This window comes from Streptococcus sp. 27098_8_74 (assembly GCF_041431705.1).
In the GTDB taxonomy this organism is placed as follows: Bacteria; Bacillota; Bacilli; order Lactobacillales; family Streptococcaceae; genus Streptococcus; species Streptococcus salivarius_E.
This window is the reverse complement of record NZ_JAPVYF010000004.1, coordinates 61,311-84,898: the sequence shown is the minus strand read 5'-3', so window position 1 is coordinate 84,898 and position 23,588 is coordinate 61,311. Positions and strand designations below refer to the sequence as shown.

Annotated in this window: 17 protein-coding genes; 14 read left to right on the top strand and 3 right to left on the bottom strand. The window is 40.0% G+C overall.

Going from position 1 to position 23,588, the window contains the following annotated elements; all coding sequences use genetic code 11:
* The first annotated feature begins 107 nt into the window (after positions 1-107).
* Complete coding sequence (gene metG, locus O3670_RS02505) at positions 108-2,111, top strand: methionine--tRNA ligase (RefSeq protein ID WP_371595755.1); 2,004 nt, start codon at positions 108-110, stop codon at positions 2,109-2,111.
* A 233-nt stretch (positions 2,112-2,344) separates the two neighbouring features.
* Here the strand turns inward: metG and O3670_RS02500 are convergent, their stop codons facing one another.
* The 3 genes from O3670_RS02500 to O3670_RS02490 form a co-directional block, all read right to left on the bottom strand.
* On the bottom strand, positions 2,345-3,190 hold the full coding sequence (locus O3670_RS02500; protein ID WP_070839714.1) for an aldo/keto reductase: 846 nt from the start codon (positions 3,188-3,190) through the stop codon (positions 2,345-2,347).
* Between the two features lie 10 nt (positions 3,191-3,200).
* Positions 3,201-4,097 (bottom strand): LysR family transcriptional regulator, encoded by an 897-nt coding sequence (locus O3670_RS02495; protein WP_002885507.1) that lies wholly within the window; start codon positions 4,095-4,097, stop codon positions 3,201-3,203.
* A 238-nt stretch (positions 4,098-4,335) separates the two neighbouring features.
* Entirely contained in the window at positions 4,336-5,076 is a 741-nt protein-coding gene (locus O3670_RS02490) for a CPBP family intramembrane glutamic endopeptidase (protein WP_371595754.1), read from the bottom strand.
* A gap of 410 nt (positions 5,077-5,486) precedes the next feature.
* Between O3670_RS02490 and O3670_RS02485 the strand changes: the two genes are divergently transcribed.
* The 13 genes from O3670_RS02485 to O3670_RS02425 all read left to right on the top strand — a co-directional run bounded on the left by O3670_RS02485 (position 5,487) and on the right by O3670_RS02425 (position 23,510).
* A complete protein-coding gene (locus O3670_RS02485; RefSeq protein ID WP_371595753.1) occupies positions 5,487-7,424 on the top strand; it encodes a GbpC/Spa domain-containing protein in 1,938 nt (645 codons plus the stop codon).
* A 1,300-nt stretch (positions 7,425-8,724) separates the two neighbouring features.
* Entirely contained in the window at positions 8,725-9,684 is a 960-nt protein-coding gene (locus O3670_RS02480; RefSeq protein ID WP_371595752.1) for a competence protein CoiA, read from the top strand.
* Positions 9,685-9,694: 10 nt separating this feature from the next.
* The gene (gene pepF / locus O3670_RS02475; RefSeq protein WP_371595751.1) at positions 9,695-11,500 is read left to right on the top strand and encodes an oligoendopeptidase F; all 1,806 of its coding nucleotides are present in this window, start codon (positions 9,695-9,697) and stop codon (positions 11,498-11,500) included.
* A gap of 211 nt (positions 11,501-11,711) precedes the next feature.
* Positions 11,712-12,932 carry an L-lactate MFS transporter gene (locus O3670_RS02470; protein ID WP_175061654.1) on the top strand — a complete coding sequence of 407 codons (1,221 nt, stop codon included), beginning with the start codon at positions 11,712-11,714 and terminating at the stop codon, positions 12,930-12,932.
* Between the two features lie 71 nt (positions 12,933-13,003).
* Positions 13,004-13,711, top strand: coding sequence for an O-methyltransferase (locus O3670_RS02465; RefSeq protein WP_014633986.1), 708 nt, complete (start codon positions 13,004-13,006; stop codon positions 13,709-13,711).
* A 61-nt stretch (positions 13,712-13,772) separates the two neighbouring features.
* Positions 13,773-14,915, top strand: a complete 1,143-nt coding sequence (locus tag O3670_RS02460) for a peptidyl-prolyl cis-trans isomerase (RefSeq protein WP_175061655.1) — start codon at positions 13,773-13,775, stop codon at positions 14,913-14,915.
* 68 nt (positions 14,916-14,983) lie between these two features.
* The gene (locus O3670_RS02455; RefSeq protein WP_153300621.1) at positions 14,984-15,121 is read left to right on the top strand and encodes a hypothetical protein; all 138 of its coding nucleotides are present in this window, start codon (positions 14,984-14,986) and stop codon (positions 15,119-15,121) included.
* 132 nt (positions 15,122-15,253) lie between these two features.
* Entirely contained in the window at positions 15,254-15,739 is a 486-nt protein-coding gene (locus O3670_RS02450) for an LURP-one-related/scramblase family protein (protein WP_347095757.1), read from the top strand.
* A gap of 24 nt (positions 15,740-15,763) precedes the next feature.
* Positions 15,764-18,382, top strand: coding sequence for an alanine--tRNA ligase (gene alaS / locus O3670_RS02445; protein WP_060973372.1), 2,619 nt, complete (start codon positions 15,764-15,766; stop codon positions 18,380-18,382).
* A 177-nt stretch (positions 18,383-18,559) separates the two neighbouring features.
* The gene (locus O3670_RS02440; protein ID WP_201061550.1) at positions 18,560-19,483 is read left to right on the top strand and encodes a helix-turn-helix domain-containing protein; all 924 of its coding nucleotides are present in this window, start codon (positions 18,560-18,562) and stop codon (positions 19,481-19,483) included.
* A 138-nt stretch (positions 19,484-19,621) separates the two neighbouring features.
* Positions 19,622-20,314, top strand: a complete 693-nt coding sequence (locus O3670_RS02435) for a DUF6287 domain-containing protein (RefSeq protein ID WP_048676274.1) — start codon at positions 19,622-19,624, stop codon at positions 20,312-20,314.
* A gap of 64 nt (positions 20,315-20,378) precedes the next feature.
* Positions 20,379-20,678 (top strand): hypothetical protein, encoded by a 300-nt coding sequence (locus O3670_RS02430; RefSeq protein WP_175057430.1) that lies wholly within the window; start codon positions 20,379-20,381, stop codon positions 20,676-20,678.
* A 276-nt stretch (positions 20,679-20,954) separates the two neighbouring features.
* On the top strand, positions 20,955-23,510 hold the full coding sequence (locus O3670_RS02425) for an SH3 domain-containing protein (RefSeq protein ID WP_175057431.1): 2,556 nt from the start codon (positions 20,955-20,957) through the stop codon (positions 23,508-23,510).
* The last annotated feature ends 78 nt before the right edge of the window (positions 23,511-23,588 follow it).

The following is a 23,588-nucleotide window of genomic DNA, read 5'->3' as shown; positions in this document are numbered from 1 at the left end:
ATGTTTAAAACCAGCTAGTCTGGTTTTTTTAGTGTCCAAAACGTGCTATAATAAGATGTTATATCATCAGTGTTAGCCCATTTGTTAACACATGAAAGGAAATTAAAATGACAAAAACATTCTACATCACAACACCTATTTACTACCCATCTGGTAAATTGCATATTGGTTCTGCCTATACAACCATTGCTTGTGACGTCTTGGCACGTTACAAACGTATGATGAACTATGATGTCTTCTATCTTACTGGGCTTGATGAACATGGTCAAAAGATTCAACAAAAAGCTGAAGAAGCAGGCATCACACCACAAGAGTATGTGGATGGTATGGCTGTTGGTGTTAAGGACCTCTGGCAACTTTTGGATATCTCATACGATAAATTCATCCGTACGACTGATGATTACCATGAAAAAGTTATTGCTCAAGTTTTCGAGCGTCTCTTGGAACAAGGAGATATCTATCTTGGTGAATACTCTGGTTGGTACTCAGTTTCAGACGAAGAATTCTTCACTGAAAGCCAGTTGGTAGAAGTTTACCGTGATGATCAAGGTAATGTCATTGGTGGGGTAGCTCCATCAGGACATGAGGTAGAGCTTGTTTCTGAAGAATCCTATTTCTTTAAACTCAGCAACTACGCAGACCGTTTGACTGCCTTCTTTAAAGAACACCCAGAATTTATCCAACCTGATGGTCGTATGAATGAAATGCTTAAAAACTTCATCGAGCCAGGCTTGGAAGATTTGGCTGTGTCACGTACAACCTTCACTTGGGGAGTAAAAGTACCGTCAGATCCAAAACACGTGGTTTATGTGTGGATTGATGCTCTTATCAACTATATCACTGCCCTTGGTTATGGTCAGGATGAGCATGGTAACTTTGATTTGTTCTGGCAAAATGATGAAAACCACGAAATTATCCACATGATTGGTAAGGATATTCTTCGTTTCCACTCAATCTACTGGCCAATCATCCTTATGGCTCTTGATTTGCCATTGCCTACACGTCTTGTTGCCCACGGTTGGTTCGTCATGAAAGACGGTAAGATGTCTAAGTCTAAAGGAAACGTGATCTATCCAGAAATGTTGGTAGAGCGTTTTGGTCTTGATCCACTCCGTTACTACCTTATGCGTAGTCTTCCTGTCGGTTCAGATGGTACCTTCACACCAGAAGACTATGTGGCCCGTATCAACTACGAGTTGGCTAATGACCTTGGGAACCTTCTCAACCGTACAGTTGCCATGATTAACAAGTATTTCGGTGGTCAAGTGCCTGCCTATGTTGAGAACGTTACAGACTTTGATGCTGATTTGGCTAAGGTTGTGGCTGAAAATATTGAAGAATTCCACAAACAAATGAATGCTGTAGATTTCCCACGTGCCTTGGACGCCGTTTGGAACATCATTTCACGTACCAATAAGTATATTGATGAAACAGCTCCTTGGGTACTTGCCAAAGAGGATGGTGACAAGGAACAATTGGCAGCGGTTATGGCTCACTTGGCGGCTAGCCTTCGTGTGGTAGCCCACCTCATCCAACCATTCATGATGACAACTTCAAATGCCATTATGGAACAACTTGGATTGCCAGTAGCATTTGACCTTGAAAATCTTGAACTTTCTGGCTTCCCAGAAAATGTGACAGTCGTTTCAAAAGGAACTCCAATCTTCCCACGTCTTGACATGGACGAAGAAATTGCCTACATCCAATCTCAAATGAACGCAGGCAAACCTCAAGAGAAAGAATGGAACCCAGAAGAGGTCGAACTTAAGTCTGAAAAAGACCAAATCAAATTTGAAGACTTCGACAAGGTTGAAATACGTGTCGCTGAAGTTAAAGAAGTGGAAAAAGTCGAAGGTTCAGACAAATTACTTCGCTTCCGTCTTGACGCTGGCGACGGAGAAGACCGCCAAATCCTCTCAGGTATCGCTAAATTCTATCCAAACGAACAAGAATTGGTCGGCAAAAAACTTCAAGTCGTGGCTAACCTCAAACCACGTAAGATGATGAAGAAATATGTCAGCCAAGGTATGATTCTTTCCGCAGAGCATGATGGCAAACTCACTGTTTTGACAGTGGATCCATCTGTTCCAAACGGAAGTGTGATTGGGTAAAATATTATATAAAAACAGTTTTTCAATTCGTAGAATTACTAAACTGTTTTTTACTAAACTTCGGTTGTGAGTAAAGCGCTTGAAACACATCTAAGTCTAGCACTTAGGAGTTCTGATTCCTTAAAACTGAAAATTATTTTCTGGAGAATGTCACCTAAGCTCCGTCACTACTTGAAGAAAGTCCCAAGAGGAGCTGGTGTATAAGAAAAACGAGTTCAGTCGAACTCGTTTTCTTATACACTATATTTCAATAAATGCTTAATGCGTTCTACACTTTCATCAGGACCATAAGCATTTGGGTATCGGTCTAGTTTACTAATAGCATCAAGGTCTGCTTGGTCTAGGTGGAAGTCAAAGCTATCAAAGTTTTCCTTCATTCGTTCGATATGGGTACTTTTAGGAATGGTCAGAATGCCTTGTTGGGTTTGCCATCTGAGGATGACCTGAGCGACTGTCTTGCCATGTTTTTCAGCGATAGCAGTCAGAGTTGAGTCCTGAAAAATACCATCCTCTCCTCTGTGAAAAGGAGCCCAGGCTTGTGTTAGGGTACCAAATTCCTTATCAGCTTTCTGGATAAGTTTGTGTTGTTTATAGGGATGCAACTCGATTTGATTGACTGCTGGAATAACAGGTGTTTGCAAGGCAAAATCTGCCAAACGTCCTGTTGAGAAGTTAGAAACCCCAATGGCTCTAATAAGTCCTTCATGCTGAAGCTCAATCATAGCACGCCAGGCACCATGTAAGTCGCCAAAAGGTTGATGAATCAAATATAAATCAAGATAGTCAGTATCTAGTTTGCGAAGTGTTTCTTTTAGGGCTAATTTGGTATCTTCGTAGCCGAGCTGGCTAATCCAGGCTTTACTAGTCAAGAAAATATCCTCTCGAGGGATACCAGATGCCTTAATAGCACGTCCCACGGCTTCCTCATTTCGATAAAGACTAGCAGTATCAATTAATCGATAGCCTACAGAAAGAGCGTCTTCAACGGCTTTTTGACATTCCTTTTGATCGAAAATTTGCCAGACACCAAAACCAAGCACGGGTATTTTGATGCCATTGTTAAGTGTTTGAAATTCCATTTTCTTCTCCTTAGTGGTGGGGTAGTAAGCTATCCTGAATTTCCTCGATAAATGCTTGAATAATTGCGGATTGTTTCTGTTTATTATTTGTCACAAACCCCAAGGTATGCTTTGGACTGTTCTTCAGTGGAAGTAAAACAATTTGGTCTTTAATGAAACTATTAACAATACCGAGGCCAGAAGCGTAACTATCTGAGGCACAGAGCAAATTCATGACACTGCCTCGGTCATTACTGTAAATCACTTGTTGGTCAGGCAGAACCTCGAGAGGATCTTCGTCAAAATGAATTCCAGAGCTTTCTTGACGAAAGCGGACCTGTGGGTATCCCTCTAAATCTTTGAGATTGAGGGATTTTTTGTGAGCTAGGGGATGTTGGCGACCTAAGAAAATCTTGGTTTCAAACTCTCCGAGTGGGGTGAAAGTCAGATCCATGTGTTGGAAACTGCGTTCTAAGATATGGTCGTTATCTTCATCTAGATAAATAATCCCCAGATCACTTTCGAAGCTTTCAACGCTTTTGAGAATCTTCCTAGTTGTTGTTTCAATCAGTTGAAATTCTTGATAATCACTACGAAAACGTTGGGCAATGTGAGCCATGGGAAGTGACAAGAAATCGTAGTGGTGACTGGCAACAGTGAATGATTTCTTAAAGGATTTTCGATAGCGTCCTTCTAGTAGATCTAGCTCTCCAAGAATACGTTTGGCGTATTTGAGAAAATCATGACCGTCATCAGTTAGTTTAGCTCCTGTATTGGAACGTTCAAAGAGTTGGACTCCAAGTTCTTCTTCTAAATCACGGATGGATGCTGAGAGATTAGGTTGAGTCAAAAAGAGTTTTTTAGCAGCCTTACTAAAAGACCCTGTTTCAGCGATAGTCTGAACATAGCGACATTGTTGAAAATTCATAAGCATCCCCTTTGAAAAATATGATTGTAGGTCATATTATAACAAAATGAGAAGTCTAAAATCAGCAAAATTCTGATAGGAATAGATGAAGACCTGATATGAAATTTCTATGATTAAATCGTTTTAGGAGTAATAATGGAAATTGAGATAAGTTGTAAGAATGTGGTGCTGATAAATGAAAAACTGCATCCCCAGGTTAGACACCAAAAATCTAACTTGTGGGATGCAGTTTGAAATATTAGTCATTAAGATATCTAATGGCTTTCAATTTTTTAGGACGAATAAGGAAGAGTCCTAGGGCAATTAAAGGTAGCCAGAAAATGAAATGCCAGATACTTGTAGCTGGTGCAGCCTGTGTTGATTGCGAGAGAAGGACACTGGCAAAATCAATCAAAAAGTGCAGAACAATAGTCCACCAGAGGCTACCGGTACGTAGGTAAATAGCAGCAAAGAATATGCCTATAGCTGTCGCATAATAAACCTGGAACAAGGTAGCGTTCAAGGGCTGGTGAGTGAGGTTTCCAAGATGGGCCAGTCCAAAAAATATGGCAGATAAGAAAACGACTCCTAAAACCTGTTTTGAAGATCTAATACCATCTTGAAAGGCGAGTTTAAGGAAAAGTCCACGAAAAAAATATTCCTCAAAAAACCCGGCTCCTAAGGCAATAACCAAGGCAGTTCCTATCATGTGAGGTGCTTTACTGATCCCAAAAGCAACCGCAGAAACATAGAAGAAATCTGCCAAAAGAAGAAACCAACAAACCCCTAAGGTTTCAGACCAACTTATCTTTTTAGTCGATTTGATCTTTAATCCGAAACGCCTCTGTACGATGAAATAGTATACACACATAAGGCCAAGTGTTTTAATGAGATAAGCTAGATAATCAGGCAAAGGCTTAAGAAGCAAAAGAAGTACAAGGTTCGCTAAAATAATACTAACCCCAAGAAGAATCAGCAATCTCATTTCTTTTTTTGTCATTGAAAAGTCCCCCAACTTTCTTAACATTTTTTTCTAGCATACGACGAAAAATGCTTAAAGTCAAGGTCTTGAAGGTGTTTTTTTGTGTTTTTAGTTATGAAGAGGCCAGTTATTGATGACCTGCTTCTAATAGGAAGCCTATTCTATCGTTGAAACAGTTTATTATGAGAAATAAATGAACAGTTATAAGAAAGTATTAAGTAAAAAACTCTGTAAAATCCTTACTAATTACTCTTTATTGTAAAGAAATGATTAAAATATAACAAAAGTGTGTCAAATTTTAAAAACATGTAGCAAATATATAATATTTTTTTCAGAAAACTATTGCCAAATTTTGAAAATCACGGTAGTATATTAAACGGTGAAGAAAATAGGTTAATAAAATGTTAACCAAGAAGGAGAAAGTGTAAATGAAAGTCAATCCATTTAAAACAACATTGTATTCAAGCGTATTGCTTGCAGGGCTCGCGGCTACAAGCGTAGCAGCTGCGGATGAAGCTAAAGATGTAACAACAACTACTGATACTGATGCAACCGTATCAAATACGGCTGCAGAATCAAGTGCTAACCTTGTTAAAACAACAGGTGATGCAGCAGTTGTTACTACAGTACCTGGAACAGAAGAAAAAACTACTACTGAAACAGATACTACTGTAAAAACAACAACTAAAGCTATTGCTGAAGTTTCAAATCCTGACTTCGATAATGCTGTTGAAGCTGCAACAACGACTGCAGCAGCATCAAAAGATTCTGCTGATGTTAAAGCTGTCCAAAATCAAGCAGCTAAAGATGCTCAAGAAGCTTCAAATACAGTTGTTTCTGAAAATAAATTGACTCGTGAAGAAGCTGATGCAGCTCTTACATCTGCTAAAGCAAATGTTGTTGCAACAGGGGGATTCACAGCTACAGAAGAAGCAGGTGTTAAACACACTAGCGTTGAAGCTGCTAACAATGACAATAAAGTTCAAACAACAGCTTTGACAACTGCGGTTTCAGAATATAAACAAAAACTTGCAGATTACAAGACACAATTGGATAAATACTACCAAGACGTTCTTGCTTATGCTGCTTGGGAAAAATCATACAAAGAGTACACTGGTGGAACAACAGCTCGTCTTTTGACAAAAGGCTTGGCTGAAAATGCTACTGGCTTGATCTATAAAACAGAATCTGATGCCACTATGACTGTTGAAAACTCAGCAGGTTCTGTTGACTACTTGGATAAAACAATCCAATCAGGTCACTCAGTAGATGAAATCCTTGAACAATTCAACACATCTCGTTACATTCCAAGTGACTTTAGTGCAGCTAACGGTACACAATACACTATCAATGCTGACGGTGAATACACTGAAGATGTATGGTTGAAGATGGCTACAGGTCAAACATTGACTGTAACATACAACAACCTAAACGGAACATCATTCAATGGTACTCCAGTTAAGAAAATTGTTGCAACTTACACTTTGGTAGAAACACCAAGTACAGATGGTTCAGCCATTGTTAAGTTGTACCACGATCCAACTAAGACACTTTTCATTGGTTCACAAACTGACGACACTAACAAAAAACTTCACGTTAAGATGAACTTGAACTTCTTTGATTCTGAGTCATCAGTGACACCACTTGATTTGTCTAAGAACGGATCAGTTTTGAGTATCTCATCACTTAACCACTGGAACACTGAGCTTGGAAACCACATTGAAAAAGTTGGTTTGAATGGTAATGAATACGTTCAAATTCCTGGTTCATCTATCACTTTACATGAAGATGGTTATGCTTATGCAACAAATGATAACGAATTTGTGGCTAACGGTTCACGCTTTAACAGTGACCCAACAGTTGATCCAACAACTGATGAAGTTACAGATGAAGGTTGGGATGCTATTAACCCAGACGGAACACCTCGTACGAAGAATGCCTACTATGGTGCTGCTGCAACAATCTTCAAGGGTGAACCAATGGACTTCATCGTAAGTGGAAATAACCTTAACGTTCCAACTGCTTACTGGTTTGCAACTAACTCAACAGTAGTTGTTCCTGAATTGCCAGAAGAACCAAACAAACCTGTTCTTCCAAATACTGTTTCAGCAAAAGTTACTTACCACAAAAACTTTGTATCTGTTGAAGAAACAACTGAGAAACCAAAACCTCAAGTACCAACAACTCCAACAGAACCTACACCAGGTAAACCTGTAACACCAACATCAGTACCTGTAAAAGAAGAAGCTCCAGCTCTTCCAGCTACTGGTGAAAAATCAACAGCAGCTTCTGCAGCAGCAGGTGCAGCTATGGTGACATCAGCTTTAGCCTTGTTCGGTATTTCAACTTACAAACGTAAACACTAAGATAATACATAAAAAAGCTAGGAAAATTTCCTAGTTTTTTTAGTTTGGAAAAATCAAGTTAACCAGAAATAATAAAGATGAAATTTTCTGACATTTACTGAAATTACTTGATTTCGACTGAAAAAAGAAAAACAGATATACATTTTCTAATTTTTTCAAAATCGCAAGAAAAGCCTATATTATAAGCTTTTCTTTATAGTTAACTATGTGTAAAACAAGGGGGTAAATATTATTTTCAAAAAATATGAAATAAATTAATTGACAAAAAATTATAATACAGTATAATAGATTGTGTTAGGAAGAGTTTGTTTTTTTGGCAGGGTGACTCCCTAGTCAAAAAGGACTAGCTTAGAATCTGGAATTCTAAGTTATCAAATTCCAATGTTTCATTGTGATGATTTAAAAAAGAGAAGATTTAAACAGCAAAAAATTAGATTAATCGATTTAATACATCAGCATCATCGTAGCGGGAGCTAGCGGTATTTTTAATCCGTGTAGAGCAAACGACAGATTCAAAAACAGCAGAATCGGTAGAGACTAATCGTCAAAAGCGAAGAGGGAAAGAAAATAAAGCAGTAACTGCTAATATACCTATCAGAAGGTGGACTAAACCTAATGACTGATAGGTGGTATGTTTTGAGAGTGGCTTTTTTAGCCAATACTCTTCTAGGAAATAGTATCTTGTAAGCAGTATGACGTTCTGCGTAAAGAAGCTAGAGGGAAAGTTCTTCAGATTGACTGACTATCAATCATAAGATACTCTTGACTAGAAACCATTTTGGACCAACACGGTTTTGCGTTTGTTGGTATTGAACTGCACCTAGGGAAATGGTGGTTCAATGTTAGTAAATAAAGACTTTAACTTGTAAAAGTCTAAAATTGTTTTATCTCATTATCAACTCAAGGATTAAGTTTTTAGTGGGATTGCGGAACAAAAGGGTGATAAGCATATTGGGATGATGCTTCAGTGACGGAATTTGACCAGATGTTTGTGAGAGCATCTGTCTATGCTACAATAGCTATTTTTAATGGTTATGTGGGATAGAAACTGTTTTCAAAATCCTGATTCCTAGGAAAATTGGGGGATTTTCCTTGAAGAATTGAGATTGTTGAAAAGAGATCAAATGGACTGAGCGGCACTTGTATCCCAAGGTAAGCAATACACCTATAAACCTAAGTTTCCATACAGCAGGGAGCAAGTTTCAGTTTGAATGGGGGACGCATCTAGAGTAATCTAGATGTTTTTTTATTTTGTGAATTCTTTTACGAATAAGTAAGAGAGTGCACGAAGGAGAGAGTCATGTTAATTGCAAGAAATCAGGAGGGGAAGCTCGTTTCAGCTCTAGAAACCAGTTTGCAACGTAAGGAATCCTATAGCTGTCCTGGTTGCCAGGGAGTTGTTCTTCTGAGACATGGCCAGGTAATGTGTCCACATTTTGCTCATAAGTCTTTGCAAGATTGTCAGTTCTTCTCGGAGAATGAATCGGCCCAACATTTATCCCTTAAGGCAGCTTTGTATAAATCTTTGGTTAATCATGGTGAAAAAGTAAGTATTGAAAAAGTTTTGTCTGAGATGGGGCAAATTGCAGATTTATTTGTTGGCGATTCCCTGGCTCTAGAAGTTCAGTGTTCTCGGTTATCCCAGCAACGTTTGAGAGAGAGGACATGTGCCTATCACCAAGCAGGTTACGAAGTGCGTTGGCTTTTGGGTGAGGAACTCTGGTTGAATGGACGTTTAACAGACCTACAGCGGGACTTTCTCTATTTTACGGCTAAGATAGGATTTCACCTATGGGAGCTTGATTGGAAGAAAGAGGAAATTAGACTTAAGTATCTCATCTATGAGGATATTTTTGGGAAAATCTATTATTTAACTAAGGCTTGGCCGTTAACCGAAAATCTCATGACAGTTTTACGTTTTCCTTATCAAGCAGAGCAGGTTGAGACTTATCAAGTAACTCAGCGAAAGAAGGTCTCACATGTGATTCAACGAGAATTAATGGGGAAAAATCCAAGGTGGATGAGAAGGCAGGAAAAAGCCTATCTTAAGGGAATGAATTTGTTATGCCTGTCTGATCAGGATTTTTTTCCACAAGTGAGATTTCCAGAATCTAAGCAGGGTTTTGTACAAATTAGACAGTCACTTGAAGGTTTTGAAAAGCTTTTTATGCAATATTATCGAAAAAGGCATTTTTCTTATCGACAAACTCTCTACTCTCCCACCTTTTATGCTAAAATAGTAAAGAATAGATACAATTAAGGAGAATATTATGTCAGACAATCGTGCTCATTTAGAAGAGAAATACACATGGGATTTGACGACCATTTTTGCGACAGATGCAGATTGGGAGACTGAATATGAAAGCACTGTTCAGGATTTGAAGAAGGCTAGTGCTTATGCAGGTCATCTCTTAGATTCTGCTAAGAACTTGCTTGAGGCAACAGAACTTTATATGAGCCTTATGCGTCGCTTGGAGAAAATCTATGTCTATGCGTCAATGAAAAATGACCAAGACACAACAGTAGGTCTGTATCAAGAGTACCAAGCAAAGGCCTCAAACCTTTACTCACAGTTGAGTGAAGCCTTTGCTTACTTTGAGCCTGAATTTATGGCCTTGGATGATAAGAAATTAGCTGAGTTTAAAGAACAAGAGCCAGGTCTTGGACTTTATGACCATTATTTCGAACGCCTTTTGGCAAACAAGGACCACGTTCTTTCTCAAGAAGCTGAAGAGCTCTTGGCAGCAGCCGGTGATATCTTCAACGGTCCAACGGATACCTTCAATGTCTTGGATAATGCTGATATCCTCTTCCCATGGGTATCAGATGGTCAAGGGGATGTGGTTGAGTTGACACATGGTAACTTTATCACTCTTATGGAATCTAAGGACCGTGACATTCGTAAGGGAGCCTATGAAGCGATGTATGGGACTTACGAACAGTTCCAACATACTTATGCACAAACACTCCAAGGCGTTGTCAAGGTTCACAATTACCAAGCCAAAGTTCGTCACTATAATTCAGCACGTCATGCAGCACTTGCGGCTAACTTTATTCCAGAGAGTGTTTATGACTCACTCTTGGAATCAGTGAACAAGCATTTGCCACTTTTGCACCGTTACCTTGATTTGCGTAAGAAGGTCTTGGGGCTTGATGAGCTTAAGATGTATGACGTCTATACACCACTTTCTGAGACTGAAACTGCTCTTACTTATGAAGAATCCCTCAAGAAAGCAGAAGAAGTCTTGGCAATCTTTGGTGAAGAGTATAGTAAAGGGGTTCATGCAGCCTTTACGGAACGTTGGATTGACGTTCACCCTAACAAAGGAAAACGTTCAGGTGCCTACTCAGGTGGGGCTTATGATACCAATGCCTTCATGCTTTTGAACTGGCAAGACACTTTGGATAATCTCTTTACCTTGGTTCACGAGACTGGTCATAGTTTGCATTCAACGTTTACACGTCAGACTCAACCATATGTTTACGGAGATTACCCAATCTTCTTGGCGGAAATTGCGTCTACAACCAATGAAAATATCTTGACAGAAACGCTGCTTAAAGAGGTTAAAGATGACAAGACACGTTTTGCTATTCTTAACCACTATTTGGATGGTTTCAAGGGAACTGTCTTCCGTCAAACGCAATTTGCCGAGTTTGAACATGCTATACACGAAGCAGATGCATCTGGTCAAATCTTGACAGCGGACTTCATGAATAAGCTTTATGCAGAGCTCAATGAGAAATACTATAACCTTAAAGCTGAAGATAACTACGAAATTCAGTTTGAGTGGGAACGTATTCCGCATTTCTACATGAATTACTATGTCTACCAATACGCTACAGGATTTGCTGCAGCAAGCTACTTGGCTGAAAAAATTGTTCACGGTACTGAAGAAGATAAGGAAGCTTACCTTACTTACCTTAAGGCGGGAAGCTCAGACTATCCTTTGGAAGTCATCAAGAAAGCTGGTGTTGATATGACCAATACCGACTACTTGGATGCTGCCTTCAAAGTTTTTGAAGACCGTCTCGTTGAATTGGAAGACTTGGTTGAAAAAGGTGTTCACCTTTCTTAAAAAGAAGTCACTATAAGAGAGAATCATTCTGAATCAGGATGATTCTTTTTATGTTTAAAAACGAACATTTACTAGAATATAAGTTCTAATTGATATGGAAATATATGGATGAGCATATTTATAGCCCCTAGTTTATATTCATGATAGACTAAAAACCTAACGTTTTATAGTTGATAAGTGAACAATGTTCAGAAATAGAAAGTAGGTTTTTGTGAAAACAACCAATCGTTATCTTGTAGCAACATGTGGTGTCTTACTCCATCTCATGTTGGGGTCTACCTATGCTTGGAGTATCTATCGTAATCCTATTATGGCCCAGACTGGCTGGGATCAATCTTCAGTTTCTTTTGCCTTTTCGTTGGCCATCTTTTGTCTAGGACTCTCTGCAGCTTTCATGGGGCGTCTGGTTGAAAAATTTGGTCCTAGGGTGACTGGAAGTATGTCGGCTGTTCTCTATGCTGGGGGAAATATTCTGACAGGAGTTGCCATTGCTCATGGAGAGCTGTGGATGCTTTATCTTGGTTATGGTATTCTTGGTGGTCTAGGACTGGGTGTGGGTTATATTACACCTGTTTCAACTATTATTAAGTGGTTTCCTGATAAGCGTGGACTTGCGACTGGCCTTGCCATTATGGGCTTTGGCTTTGCCTCGCTGCTAACTAGTCCCATTGCTCAATATCTGATTCAGGCACGTGGTGTTGAGCAGACCTTTTATATTTTGGGAGTCGTTTATTTTGTTGTTATGCTATTTGTCTCACAATTCATTAAACGACCAAGTGTAGAGGAAGGACAACTGTTGGCTGACAAGAGTCCAAACCGTCAGGCTGCTGATTTGAGCAAGGGAGTTACGGCTAATGAGGCCCTGAAATCATCAACTTTCTACTGGTTATGGCTTATTCTGTTTATCAATATTTCTTGTGGCTTAGCCCTTGTCTCTGCTATTTCTCCAATGGCTCAAGATATGGTTGGGATGTCAGCGGAATCAGCGGCGGTTGTTGTAGGTGTTATGGGAATCTTTAATGGTTTTGGTCGCCTTCTGTGGGCAGGCTTGTCGGATTATATTGGGCGTCCGAAGACCTTTATTCTCCTCTTTGTGGTTAATATTGTTATGGCCGTCCTCCTAATTGTCCTGCAAGTGCCACTTGTCTTTGTGGTTGCGATGGCTGTTCTGATGACTTGCTACGGGGCAGGATTCTCCTTGATTCCTCCATACCTTAGCGATATCTTTGGGGCAAAGGAGTTGGCTACCCTTCATGGTTACATTTTGACTGCCTGGGCGATGGCGGCCTTAGTGGGGCCAATGCTCTTGTCGGTAACCTACGAATTGACAAAATCATACCAGATGACCTTGCTTGTTTTCATCGCTCTTTACGTGGTGGCTTTGGTCATTGCTCACCTCTTGAAAAAGAGGGGGTTACGTCAAGTAGCCTAATGATGACGATTTGATTTATAGATAAGAAAAATCTCTAGCACTCGCTAGGGATTTTTTATATAATAAAACACATGGTTAAATCATATAGTAAAAACGCAAATCACAACATGCGACGTCCTGTAGTCAACAAGGATATCGTGGACTACATGCGAACGCATCTTCAGGAAAATAAAGGGCATTTGGCTGAACTGGAGGCCTTTGCTCGTAAGGAGAATATTCCAATTATCCAGCACGAGGTTGTTGCTTATTTCCGATTTTTATTGCAGACCTTGCAGCCTAAGAAAATCCTTGAGGTAGGAACAGCTATTGGTTTTTCAGCCCTTCTTATGGCTGAATATGCGCCTGATGCTCAGATTACAACGGTTGATCGTAATGAAGAAATGATTGGATTTGCCAAGGAAAATCTAGCCAAGTATGACAGTCGCAAACAAATTACCTTGGTCGAAGGAGATGCAGCAGAAGTTTTGCAAGATTTGGACACTGACTATGATTTTGTCTTTATGGACTCAGCCAAGTCTAAATATATCGTCTTTCTGCCTGAAATCCTAAAACGTCTCAAGGTAGGTGGTGTCATCGTCTTTGATGATATCTTCCAAGGTGGGGACATTGCCAAAGACATCATGGAAGTTCGTCGTGGTCAGCGTACGATTTACCGTGGCTTGCATCGTCTTTTCGATGCGACCTTAGATAACCCTGGTTTGACTGCTAGTTTGGTCCCTATGAGTGACGGACTTCTTATGCTTCGGAAAAATTCTGAAAATATTATCTTGCCAGATTAAGCATTATTTAAGTAAGTGTGGTATAATAACAAAGATATTGACAATTTAAGGAGTAGATAGAATGGCTAAAGAAAATGAAAACCTTGAGTCAACAGAAGAAACTGTTGAAGAGGTTGTAGCAGACAAAGACGCAGAACAAGAGCATCTTGATCGCCAAAAAGAAGAAGAGGAAAGCATCGCCCTCGCCAGTGAAAAAGCAAAGGAAAAAGCTAAACGTGCTAAAACGAAAAAGACACGTGATGCTGGTAAACCAAGCTCAGGTGGTCGCTTCCTTGGAGGTCTTGCCCTTGTAGCTGTTTCAGCCCTCGTTGGTGCAGGTATTACGTATGTTTCTCTAGGTAACGAAACAACTGAAGAAACAACTTTGGTATCTATGAAGGGTGATACTGTTACTGTTGGTGATGTTTTTGATTCACTTAAAGGTAGCAGCCAAACACAACAAAGTGTTTTGAGTGCAACTTTGCAAAAGGCTCTTGAAAAAGAATATGGTAGCAAGGTCAGCAAAGAAGACGTTGACAAAGCTTATAAGCAAGCTTCAGAACAATACGGAGATCAATTCTCACAAGTACTTGCAGCCTATGGTCAAACAGAAGAATCATACCGTAATCAAATCCGTACACAAAAATTGGTTGAGTATGCTGTTAACCAAGCCGCACAAAAAGATTTGACGGAAGCAAATTACAAGGCTGCCTATGATAACTACACACCAAATACAGAGGTGCAAGTGGTTTCAACTACTGATAAAGCAGTTGCAGATAAAGTAGACTCTGAAGCTAAGGCAGAAGGAGCAGATTTCTCACAAGTAGCTAAAGATAACAGCTTGGAAGTGACTTCTAAGACAGTTAACTCGGCTTCTCAAGACTTCCCAGCAGATGTTTTGACAGCAGCTTTCAAACAAGATGCTAATGCCGTTTCTGACGTAGTGACTGTTTCAAACAGCTCAACTGGTGCTGCGACTTACTACATCGTCAAAACTGTTTCAAAATCTGAGAAAAATGCAGATTGGAAAAACTATAAGGATGATTTGACTAAGGTTATCATCAATGGTAAGAAATCTGATACTAACTTTACTAACTCAGTGATTGCTAAGGTCCTTAAGAAATACAATGTTAAAGTTGTAGACAAGGCCTTTAGCGCAATTCTTGACCAGTATGTGACTGGTTCTGGAGCTTCATCAAGTTCATCATCAAGCTCTAGCAAATAAATCACAAGATAGAGTTGATAATGCTATTATCAGCTTGACCTAAGACCTAAAACACGTTAAAATGGAGAGTGGCTGAAAGTTCTAATATCATGACATTTTTAGCCTTTCCTTTGAGATTGGTAATCATCGCTTCTGATACAGAAAAATGGCGGTCGCTGCGAGCCATGGACGAATCTGGTTACTTGCTACTCAAAGTTCACAATTAAAGACAAATAAGAATGACAAGTTCATTGAATGAAGGTGGTACCGCGGTTCACGTCGCCCTTCGTTTAGTGGTCTTGTCTTTTATTCTTCGGGTATTTTCTGAATGAAATGTATGGCAATATTGGAGGTAGCGTATGAAAACCTATTTTGTCAAACAGAAGTTTCGATTGGGTGGCGAACGCTTTGATATCAAGGATGATCAAGGTAGAGTTGCCTATCAGGTCGAAGGATCCTTTTTTAAGATTCCAAAGACCTTTACGATTTTTGGCGAGGATGGTCGTGAGATCAGTCATATCACCAAGGAGCCTATTAGTCTCTTACCCAAATTTACGGTGGATTTACAGGATGGTTCGAGTTTTTACATTCGTAAAAAATTAACCTTTCTTCGTGATAAGTATGATGTCGATAATCTTGGCTTGCGAATAGAGGGGAATATTTGGGACCTGGATTTTCAACTGCTTAATAGTCAAAATCAGGTAGTTGCTAGGATTCAAAAGGAGCTCTTTCATCTGACATCGACTTATACAGTTACTGTTTATGAAAATACTTACGCAGATTTAGCCATTTCCCTATGTGTCGCTATTGACTATGTGGAAATGCTCGAGAATAGCTCAAAATAAGAAACAATTGATTAAGGAGAAACAATGAAACAACTTACTTCAGCACAAATTCGTCAAATGTGGCTTGATTTCTGGAAATCAAAAGGTCACGCTGTTGAACCATCAGCTAACTTGGTTCCAGTTAACGACCCAACCCTTCTTTGGATTAACTCAGGGGTTGCCACTTTGAAAAAATACTTTGATGGCTCTGTGATTCCTGAAAATCCACGTATTACCAACTCACAAAAAGCTATCCGTACCAACGATATCGAAAACGTTGGTAAGACAGCTCGTCACCACACAATGTTTGAAATGCTTGGTAACTTCTCAGTTGGTGACTACTTCCGTGATGAAGCTATTGAGTGGGGTTATGAGCTTTTGACAAGCCCAGAGTGGTTTGATTTTCCAAAAGACAAACTTTACATGACTTACTATCCAGATGATAAAGATTCATACAACCGTTGGATTGCCTGCGGTGTTGAACCAAGTCATTTGATTCCAATTGAAGATAACTTCTGGGAAATCGGTGCTGGACCTTCAGGACCAGATACTGAAATCTTCTTTGACCGTGGCGAAGACTTTGACCCTGATAATATTGGTATCCGTTTGCTTGAAGAAGATATTGAAAACGATCGTTACATTGAAATTTGGAACATCGTTTTGTCACAATTCAACGCAGACCCAGCAGTTCCACGTTCAGAATACAAGGAACTTCCTAATAAAAACATTGATACGGGCGCAGGTCTTGAACGTCTTGTAGCCGTAATGCAAGGGGCTAAAACAAACTTTGAAACAGACCTCTTCATGCCTATTATTCGTGAAATCGAAAAAATGTCTGGTAAAACTTACGATCCAGATGGTGACACAATGAGCTTCAAGGTTATAGCTGACCACATTCGTTCATTGGCATTTGCCATCGGTGATGGTGCTCTTCCAGGTAATGAAGGTCGTGGTTATGTCCTTCGTCGTCTTCTCCGTCGTGCCGTAATGCACGGTCGTCGTCTCGGCATTTCTGACGCTTTCTTGTACAAACTTGTTCCAACTGTTGGTCAAATTATGGAAAGCTATTACCCAGAAGTTCTTGAGAAGAAAGACTTTATCGAGAAGATTGTTAAACGTGAAGAAGAAACCTTTGCACGTACCATCGATGCAGGTTCAAGCATGCTTGACGAGCTTCTTGCTAACCTTAAGAAATCTGGTAAAGATACGCTTGAAGGTAAAGACATCTTTAAACTTTACGATACTTACGGATTCCCAGTGGAATTGACAGAAGAGTTGGCTGAAGATGAAGGCTTCAAGATTGACCATGAAGGTTTCAAAGCTGCCATGAAAGAACAACAAGACCGTGCACGTGCTAGCGTGGTTAAAGGTGGTTCTATGGGGATGCAAAATGAAACCCTCGCTAACATCACTGAACCATCTGAGTTCTTGTATGAAGCGGAAACTGCTGAAAGCCGTTTGAGCGTCATCGTTGCTGATGATGCTCGTCATGATAGTGTTAACTCTGGTCAAGCCCTCCTTGTCTTTGAACAAACACCATTCTACGCTGAAATGGGTGGACAAGTAGCAGACCACGGTACAATCTCAGATGCAGCTGGTACAGTCGTTGCGCGTGTGGTTGACGTTCAACGTGCACCAAATGGACAAGCCCTTCACACTGTTGAAGTTGAAGGTGAACTTGTTGTAGGAGCTAACTACAAACTTGAAATTGACCACACACGTCGTCACCGTGTCATGAAGAACCACACAGCGACTCACCTCTTGCACGCTGCCCTTCATAACATCGTCGGTGATCATGCTGTTCAAGCCGGTTCTCTTAACGAACAAGAATTCTTGCGTTTCGACTTCACTCACTTTGAGGCTGTAACTCCAGAAGAATTGCGTGCTATCGAAGAACAAGTCAACGAAGAAATCTGGAAAGCTACTCCAGTAACAACTATTGAAACAGACATTGACACTGCTAAATCAATGGGAGCTATGGCCCTCTTTGGTGAAAAATATGGTAAGAATGTTCGTGTCGTTTCAATCGGTGATTACTCTGTTGAGCTTTGTGGTGGTACGCACGTTGCCAACACTGCTGAAATCGGTATGTTCAAGATTGTCAAAGAAGAGGGTATCGGTTCAGGAACACGCCGTATCTTGGCAGTGACATCACGTGAAGCTTACCTTGCTTACCGTGAAGAAGAAGATGCCCTCAAAGCAATCGCAGCAACACTTAAAGCACCACAATTGAAAGAAGTGCCTAACAAGGTTGCTAGCCTTCAAGAGCAATTGCATGCCCTTCAAAAAGAAAATGCAGCGCTTAAAGAAAAGGCAGCTGCAGCTGCAGCTGGTGACGTCTTCAAAGATGTTAAAGAAGCTAACGGTGTTCGTTACATTGCTAGCCAAGTAGAAGTTTCTGATGCAGGTGCCCTTCGTACCTTTGCGGACCAATGGAAACAAGCAGACTACTCTGATGTCCTTGTCCTTGCAGCTCACATTGGCGAAAAAGTTAATGTCCTCGTAGCAAGCAAGTCTAAAGATGTTCACGCAGGTAATGTTATCAAGGTTCTCGCACCAATCGTATCAGGTCGTGGTGGTGGTAAACCAGATATGGCCATGGCCGGTGGTAGCGATGCCAATGGTATCCAAGATCTTCTTTCAGCAGTAGCAGAACAGCTCTAAGATGTGATACAATAAAAGTAACTTGAAAAGGTAGGATGAAAATCCTATCTTTTTTCTTTGTAAGTGGTATTGAAAGTAATGATTATTTTCGTTTCATAATTGAAATAGTGAATACTGAGTGGTATACTATTACAAATCATAAAAATTATAATAGTTTCAAGTAAAAGGGAGCTAGCGATGTTTGGACAAGACTTTGGTCATCGGTTAAGAGAGTTGAGATTAGCAAAAGGACTCACTAAAGAAAAATTTTGTGAAGGGGATGAGGTTTTATCAGTACGACAATTGACACGTATAGAAACAGGGAAGTCTCAACCTAAACTAGAAACCTTAGAGCACTTGGCAAGACGTCTGAATATATCTTTATCGGAATTGCTTGGAGAGAGAGCTATAGGCTCAAAGTTGCCGGTAGAATACCTCAATCTCAAATATCAATTGATGCATGCGACTAGTCTAGATAAGCCAAATAACCTAATGAAACTAGACGAAAAGCTGGGTAAAATTATTGATATCTATTATGATGATTTGCCAGTTGATGAACAGAGGGTAGTTGATATCTTACAGTCAAAACTTTACTCATATACTTCAAAGACACACCAAAAATTTGGCATGAGCATATTGGAGAAGAGTTTACCATCATTATGTGAGAAAAGGGTATACGGTATCAATGACCTACTACTTATAGAACTATATCAAATCTCGTTAGGAGATGGTGATAGCATGCGGTCAGATGGGTTTAGTGAAGGGACTTTTTATACCATTTGTAGAAATCTAATAAATAGTTATGATAATATTCCCACGGAGTATTTATTTTTACTTAGGGATGCCTTATTAATGGTTCCAATAGTTGAATATGAACGAAAAAAGTTTCATTTATCGGAAGTAGCATTCAATCAACTGCATCACATTATGGAGGAAACTCAAGATTATCAGAAAAAACCAATTTTGAGAATGCTAGAGGGACAATATCTATATGTTGTAAAGAATGATATTTTTGAGGCTAAAAAGGCCTATCAAGAAGGGATAATCTTGGCTAGATTATTAGGAGATACCTCTTTAGCAGATATCATATCAGAGAAAATGAGAGATGCCATGAAAGAATAGAGCAGGACATACGTGTCCTGTTCTTTTTTTCTAATATGCAGTATATTATATCCATAAGAAGAACTAAAGAATATAACTTATTTCATCGAGATTTTTGAAAATGACACAGTCTAAAATAGAGTATTAAGGAGAATTATTATGAAACCTGCTACAAAACGTTTCACAACTTTAACTGCACTTGCTTTGACTTCCGTTCTATTACTTGGTGCATGTGGTAATAACAAGAAGGAAGCTACATTAACATCGAGCTCTAGTAAGGTTAGTCAGAAAGTGAAATCGACAAAACCATCTTCAAAAGAAAAAACTAAGAAGTCTGAGCAAAAGACAAAATCTTCTAGTTCAGAAGAGGTCTCAAAAGCAACCTCTGGAGAAACGGCTTCACAACCATCAGCCGGAAATGTTTCTGGATCTACTCAACAAGAAGTTGCTCCAACAAATCCTAGTGAAGAAACAGCTGAAGTAAATCAAGGAACTACGACAGAACAACCAGCTGCTTCGGCGGAACAAACACCAGCTACCACAGTAGTTGATGCTACGGCAATGGCTAATGGTGATTTCTCTAGTGTTGCTGGTACTTATCAAAATGACTTAGGGGACACAATTACAGTATCCCCATCCGGTAGTGTAACCCGTGTTGGTGCTGAAAGTGGTTATAGTGATACAAGTAGTCAGCTATTTAATGGTTTTGCTCAAGATGGCGGTTATGTAGCAGGTTTTGCTCATAATGATGGACCAACCAGTGACCCAATTTTCTTTGATAGTAACGGACAGATTCGTTTCGGTTCTGATGCGATATATGGTCGGATGCATGTTTACAATAAATTAGATTAATGGTATTGTCTCTCAGTACTTAAGAAAAGGAAATCACAAGTAGTAGAAGGAGCACACTTTAAAAATGTCTCAAAAAGAACAAGGAGAAGTAAGAAGTACTAGTGGTACCTTAAAGGGTATCTATCACTATTTGAATTCTCCCAGTCCTCATTTGTTTCCGTTTGTCTTTATTAGTAACGTAACAGATAGCTTTCAGATGTTTCGCGTGTGTAAGAATGGTGAGCCAATTGCCTTTCCTGTACTTCTACCAAATCAGTATAAAATTGTTTACATTAAGGACTTTCAAAATGTTAGCTCCTGTGATGAGATTACAGTGACTGAACATTTAGAAGAATACATTTATGATGAATCAGACTTAGACTAGATTGATACCTATAGTCAAATCAACTCAGAATGAATTAATTAATCTATTCAGATTTGCTTAATGTGTCAAGGAATTAGATGTAGCAAAAGCCCTCAGGTAGTTCTTGGGGTTTTTCTTAATTATAGTTATTTGAAAGAATTAGATATCAATTTTCTACAAAATAAAGTTTAGTAACAATATTGAAATAATTGTAAAAAATATTTCAAAGGGGTATAATAGAAATGTGAAAACGGTTCCAAGTTTTATCAAACAGCCTAGAAAGTGAGAGTGATCAAAATGAGAAAGGCATATGTTGTTAAGGAACGTCAACGTTACTCAATTCGTAAATATTCTTTTGGAGCTGCATCAGTCTTGATTGGTGCGAGCTTGATGCTTGGTGGACATGCTTTGGCTCAGGAACAAGCCAACAGCACAAGTACCAGCAAGGACTATGAAGTTTTTGTAAATAATTCTGAACCACTTCAAATCGACCAGGCAACTTCAGAAGCTGTTACCGATGTCCTCAATCAACCAGCTTCAAGATCTGAAGCGCCAAGACCTAAGCTTGCTAGCAGTGAGGTTGCCTCTTCTGAAGCTAATAGTGTAGTGGCTAGCGAGGCTGCTTCTTTGGAAGTACCGGCAGAGGTTGCTCATTCTGCATCTGCTGTTGCTACTGTTTCTAGATCAGAAGTGGCTAGCCCACGTTCTGAAGTGTCATCAGTAGCTAGCTCTGAAGTAGCAAGTGAGACTAACCGTTCAGCAACTTCAGAAGTAGCAGAAGCTAGAGTTACTGACCGTGAAGCTGTGGATACTCCTCAACCTGGTGTGGATGGTCCAGTGACTGCTGATGGTTCTCTTGATATTCCATCAAACGGTACCTATTATTTCCGTCGCACAACTGAAATTCGTACAGCTCCAGTCATGGATATCAAACCTACTTTCGTCTTTAGTGCAGGTGACCATGTTATCTACGACAAGGTCTTGAAGAGAGACAATCACCAATGGATTTCTTACATTGGTTACGACTATGAACGCTACTACGCTGATATCGCAGCTTTAAAGACTGAAAATACTAGTAGCAACACTGAAGCGACTAGAGATGAAACCATCCCTGAACGTGGTACTTATTACTTCACTAAACCTGCAGATGTGAAGAACCAACCTAGCTTGACTGCCAAGACTGAGTTCAATTTTGATCCAGGGATGTCAGTCAACTACGATAGATCTTTGCTTGCTGACAACCACCGTTGGATTTCTTATACTTCGTACAGTGGTACTCGTCGTTATGTCGACCTAGGTGCTGTTGCAGAGGTTGTAGCTAAACCAAGAGGCGACATTTCTATTGAAAGCCATGATAATGGCGACTTTAGTGTGGTTATCAGTAATGTTTCAGATCAAAACGGTGTCCTTGGGGTATCTGTTCCAATCTGGTCTGAAAAGAATGGTCAAGATGACATCATCTGGTACAATGCGACTCGTCTTAACAACGGTAACTACAAGGTTAACGTCAGTCTAACTGACCACAAGAATGAACGTGGCCTCTACAATGTTCATCTTTACTATGTTGAAACTAATGGTAAATTAGTTGGTGTGGGTGGCACAACTTACACAGTTCCTGCCAAGGTTGAAGAAACTCATACAACTACTAGCTATAGCCTTCCTGATGCAGGAACTTACACCTTCAAAGAACGTTCTAGCATTAAGGCAGAACCTCGTGTGGCAAGTCCAGAGTTGGCCTACTACGATGCTGGCATGTCAGTCAACTACGACAAGATTGTCAGTGGTGATGGTTACCAATGGCTTTCTTACCTCAGCTACAATGGCAACCGCCGTTATGTAGCCGTGGCAAAACTCGCTCAACAAGAAAGCAAACCAAGCGGTACTATCAATATTGAGAACCTCTCTAACCTCGGTTTTGACGTTCATATCACTAATGTTTCTGGTGGTGACAAGGCTATCCAAGGTGTGAGTGTTCCAGTATGGACAGCTAAGGACGGCCAAGATGATCTTGTATGGCACCAAGCCGACAGACAAAGTGATGGTAGCTACAAGGTTCGCATCAATGTTAGTGACCATAAGGCTGAAGCGGGCGAATATATTGTCCATCTCTACTATGTTCAAGACGGTAAGATGGTAGGTATCGGAGGCACTAGCACAACTGTTCCAGTTCAAAATGCAACCCGCCATAATCTTCCAGCTTCAGGTTCATATACCTTTACTACTCGTACTGGAATTAAGACTCAACCTTTGGTAGCCAACCCTGATGTTAGCTACTATGATTCAGGTATGTCAGTTAACTATGACAAGGTTGTCAATAATGACGGCTATACATGGCTTTCTTACCTTAGCTATTCAGGACATCGTTTCTATGTGGCTATCGCACCAACAAGTGTGACTAAACCTGTAGAACAACCAGTTCAACCAAGTACACCATCATCTGGAACCTACACTTTCAAAGAACGCTCTAGCATTAAAGCAGAACCAAGTGTGGCAAGTCCAGAGTTGGCCTACTATGATGCTGGTATGTCCGTTAACTATGACAGATTGGTGACTGCAGATGGTCATACCTGGCTCTCTTATGTCAGCCATGGAGGCAACCTCCGATACGTTGCTATTGATGCTAAGGCAACAGCAGTTGCTCAACCAGCAAGCCCAAGCTTAGCGGCAACTGGCACCTATACCTTTACCAAACCTAGCTCTATCAAGGCTCAACCAAGCGTTGCAAGCCCAGAGTTAGCCTACTATGATAAAGGCATGTCCGTTCGCTATGACAAGGTCATAACAGCCGATGGCCACACCTGGTTGTCTTATGTAACCTATAGTGGTGCAAGACGCTATGTGGATATTTCTTAAGATTGGTAACATCACTCTCTTTTGAGGGTGGTGTTTTTTTGGTGAATGAAGCAAAAAAATGTTACAAACTATTGTTTT

Bases quoted from the DNA above. Each gene is read 5' to 3' on its own strand.
- metG (WP_371595755.1), top strand. From the start codon at position 108: ATGACAAAAACATTCTACATCACAACACCTATTTACTACCCATCTGGT.
- O3670_RS02500 (WP_070839714.1), bottom strand. From the start codon at position 3,190: ATGGAATTTCAAACACTTAACAATGGCATCAAAATACCCGTGCTTGGT.
- O3670_RS02495 (WP_002885507.1), bottom strand. From the start codon at position 4,097: ATGAATTTTCAACAATGTCGCTATGTTCAGACTATCGCTGAAACAGGG.
- O3670_RS02490 (WP_371595754.1), bottom strand. From the start codon at position 5,076: ATGACAAAAAAAGAAATGAGATTGCTGATTCTTCTTGGGGTTAGTATT.
- O3670_RS02485 (WP_371595753.1), top strand. From the start codon at position 5,487: ATGAAAGTCAATCCATTTAAAACAACATTGTATTCAAGCGTATTGCTT.
- O3670_RS02480 (WP_371595752.1), top strand. From the start codon at position 8,725: ATGTTAATTGCAAGAAATCAGGAGGGGAAGCTCGTTTCAGCTCTAGAA.
- pepF (WP_371595751.1), top strand. From the start codon at position 9,695: ATGTCAGACAATCGTGCTCATTTAGAAGAGAAATACACATGGGATTTG.
- O3670_RS02465 (WP_014633986.1), top strand. From the start codon at position 13,004: ATGGTTAAATCATATAGTAAAAACGCAAATCACAACATGCGACGTCCT.
- O3670_RS02460 (WP_175061655.1), top strand. From the start codon at position 13,773: ATGGCTAAAGAAAATGAAAACCTTGAGTCAACAGAAGAAACTGTTGAA.
- O3670_RS02450 (WP_347095757.1), top strand. From the start codon at position 15,254: ATGAAAACCTATTTTGTCAAACAGAAGTTTCGATTGGGTGGCGAACGC.
- alaS (WP_060973372.1), top strand. From the start codon at position 15,764: ATGAAACAACTTACTTCAGCACAAATTCGTCAAATGTGGCTTGATTTC.
- O3670_RS02440 (WP_201061550.1), top strand. From the start codon at position 18,560: ATGTTTGGACAAGACTTTGGTCATCGGTTAAGAGAGTTGAGATTAGCA.
- O3670_RS02435 (WP_048676274.1), top strand. From the start codon at position 19,622: ATGAAACCTGCTACAAAACGTTTCACAACTTTAACTGCACTTGCTTTG.
- O3670_RS02430 (WP_175057430.1), top strand. From the start codon at position 20,379: ATGTCTCAAAAAGAACAAGGAGAAGTAAGAAGTACTAGTGGTACCTTA.
- O3670_RS02425 (WP_175057431.1), top strand. From the start codon at position 20,955: ATGAGAAAGGCATATGTTGTTAAGGAACGTCAACGTTACTCAATTCGT.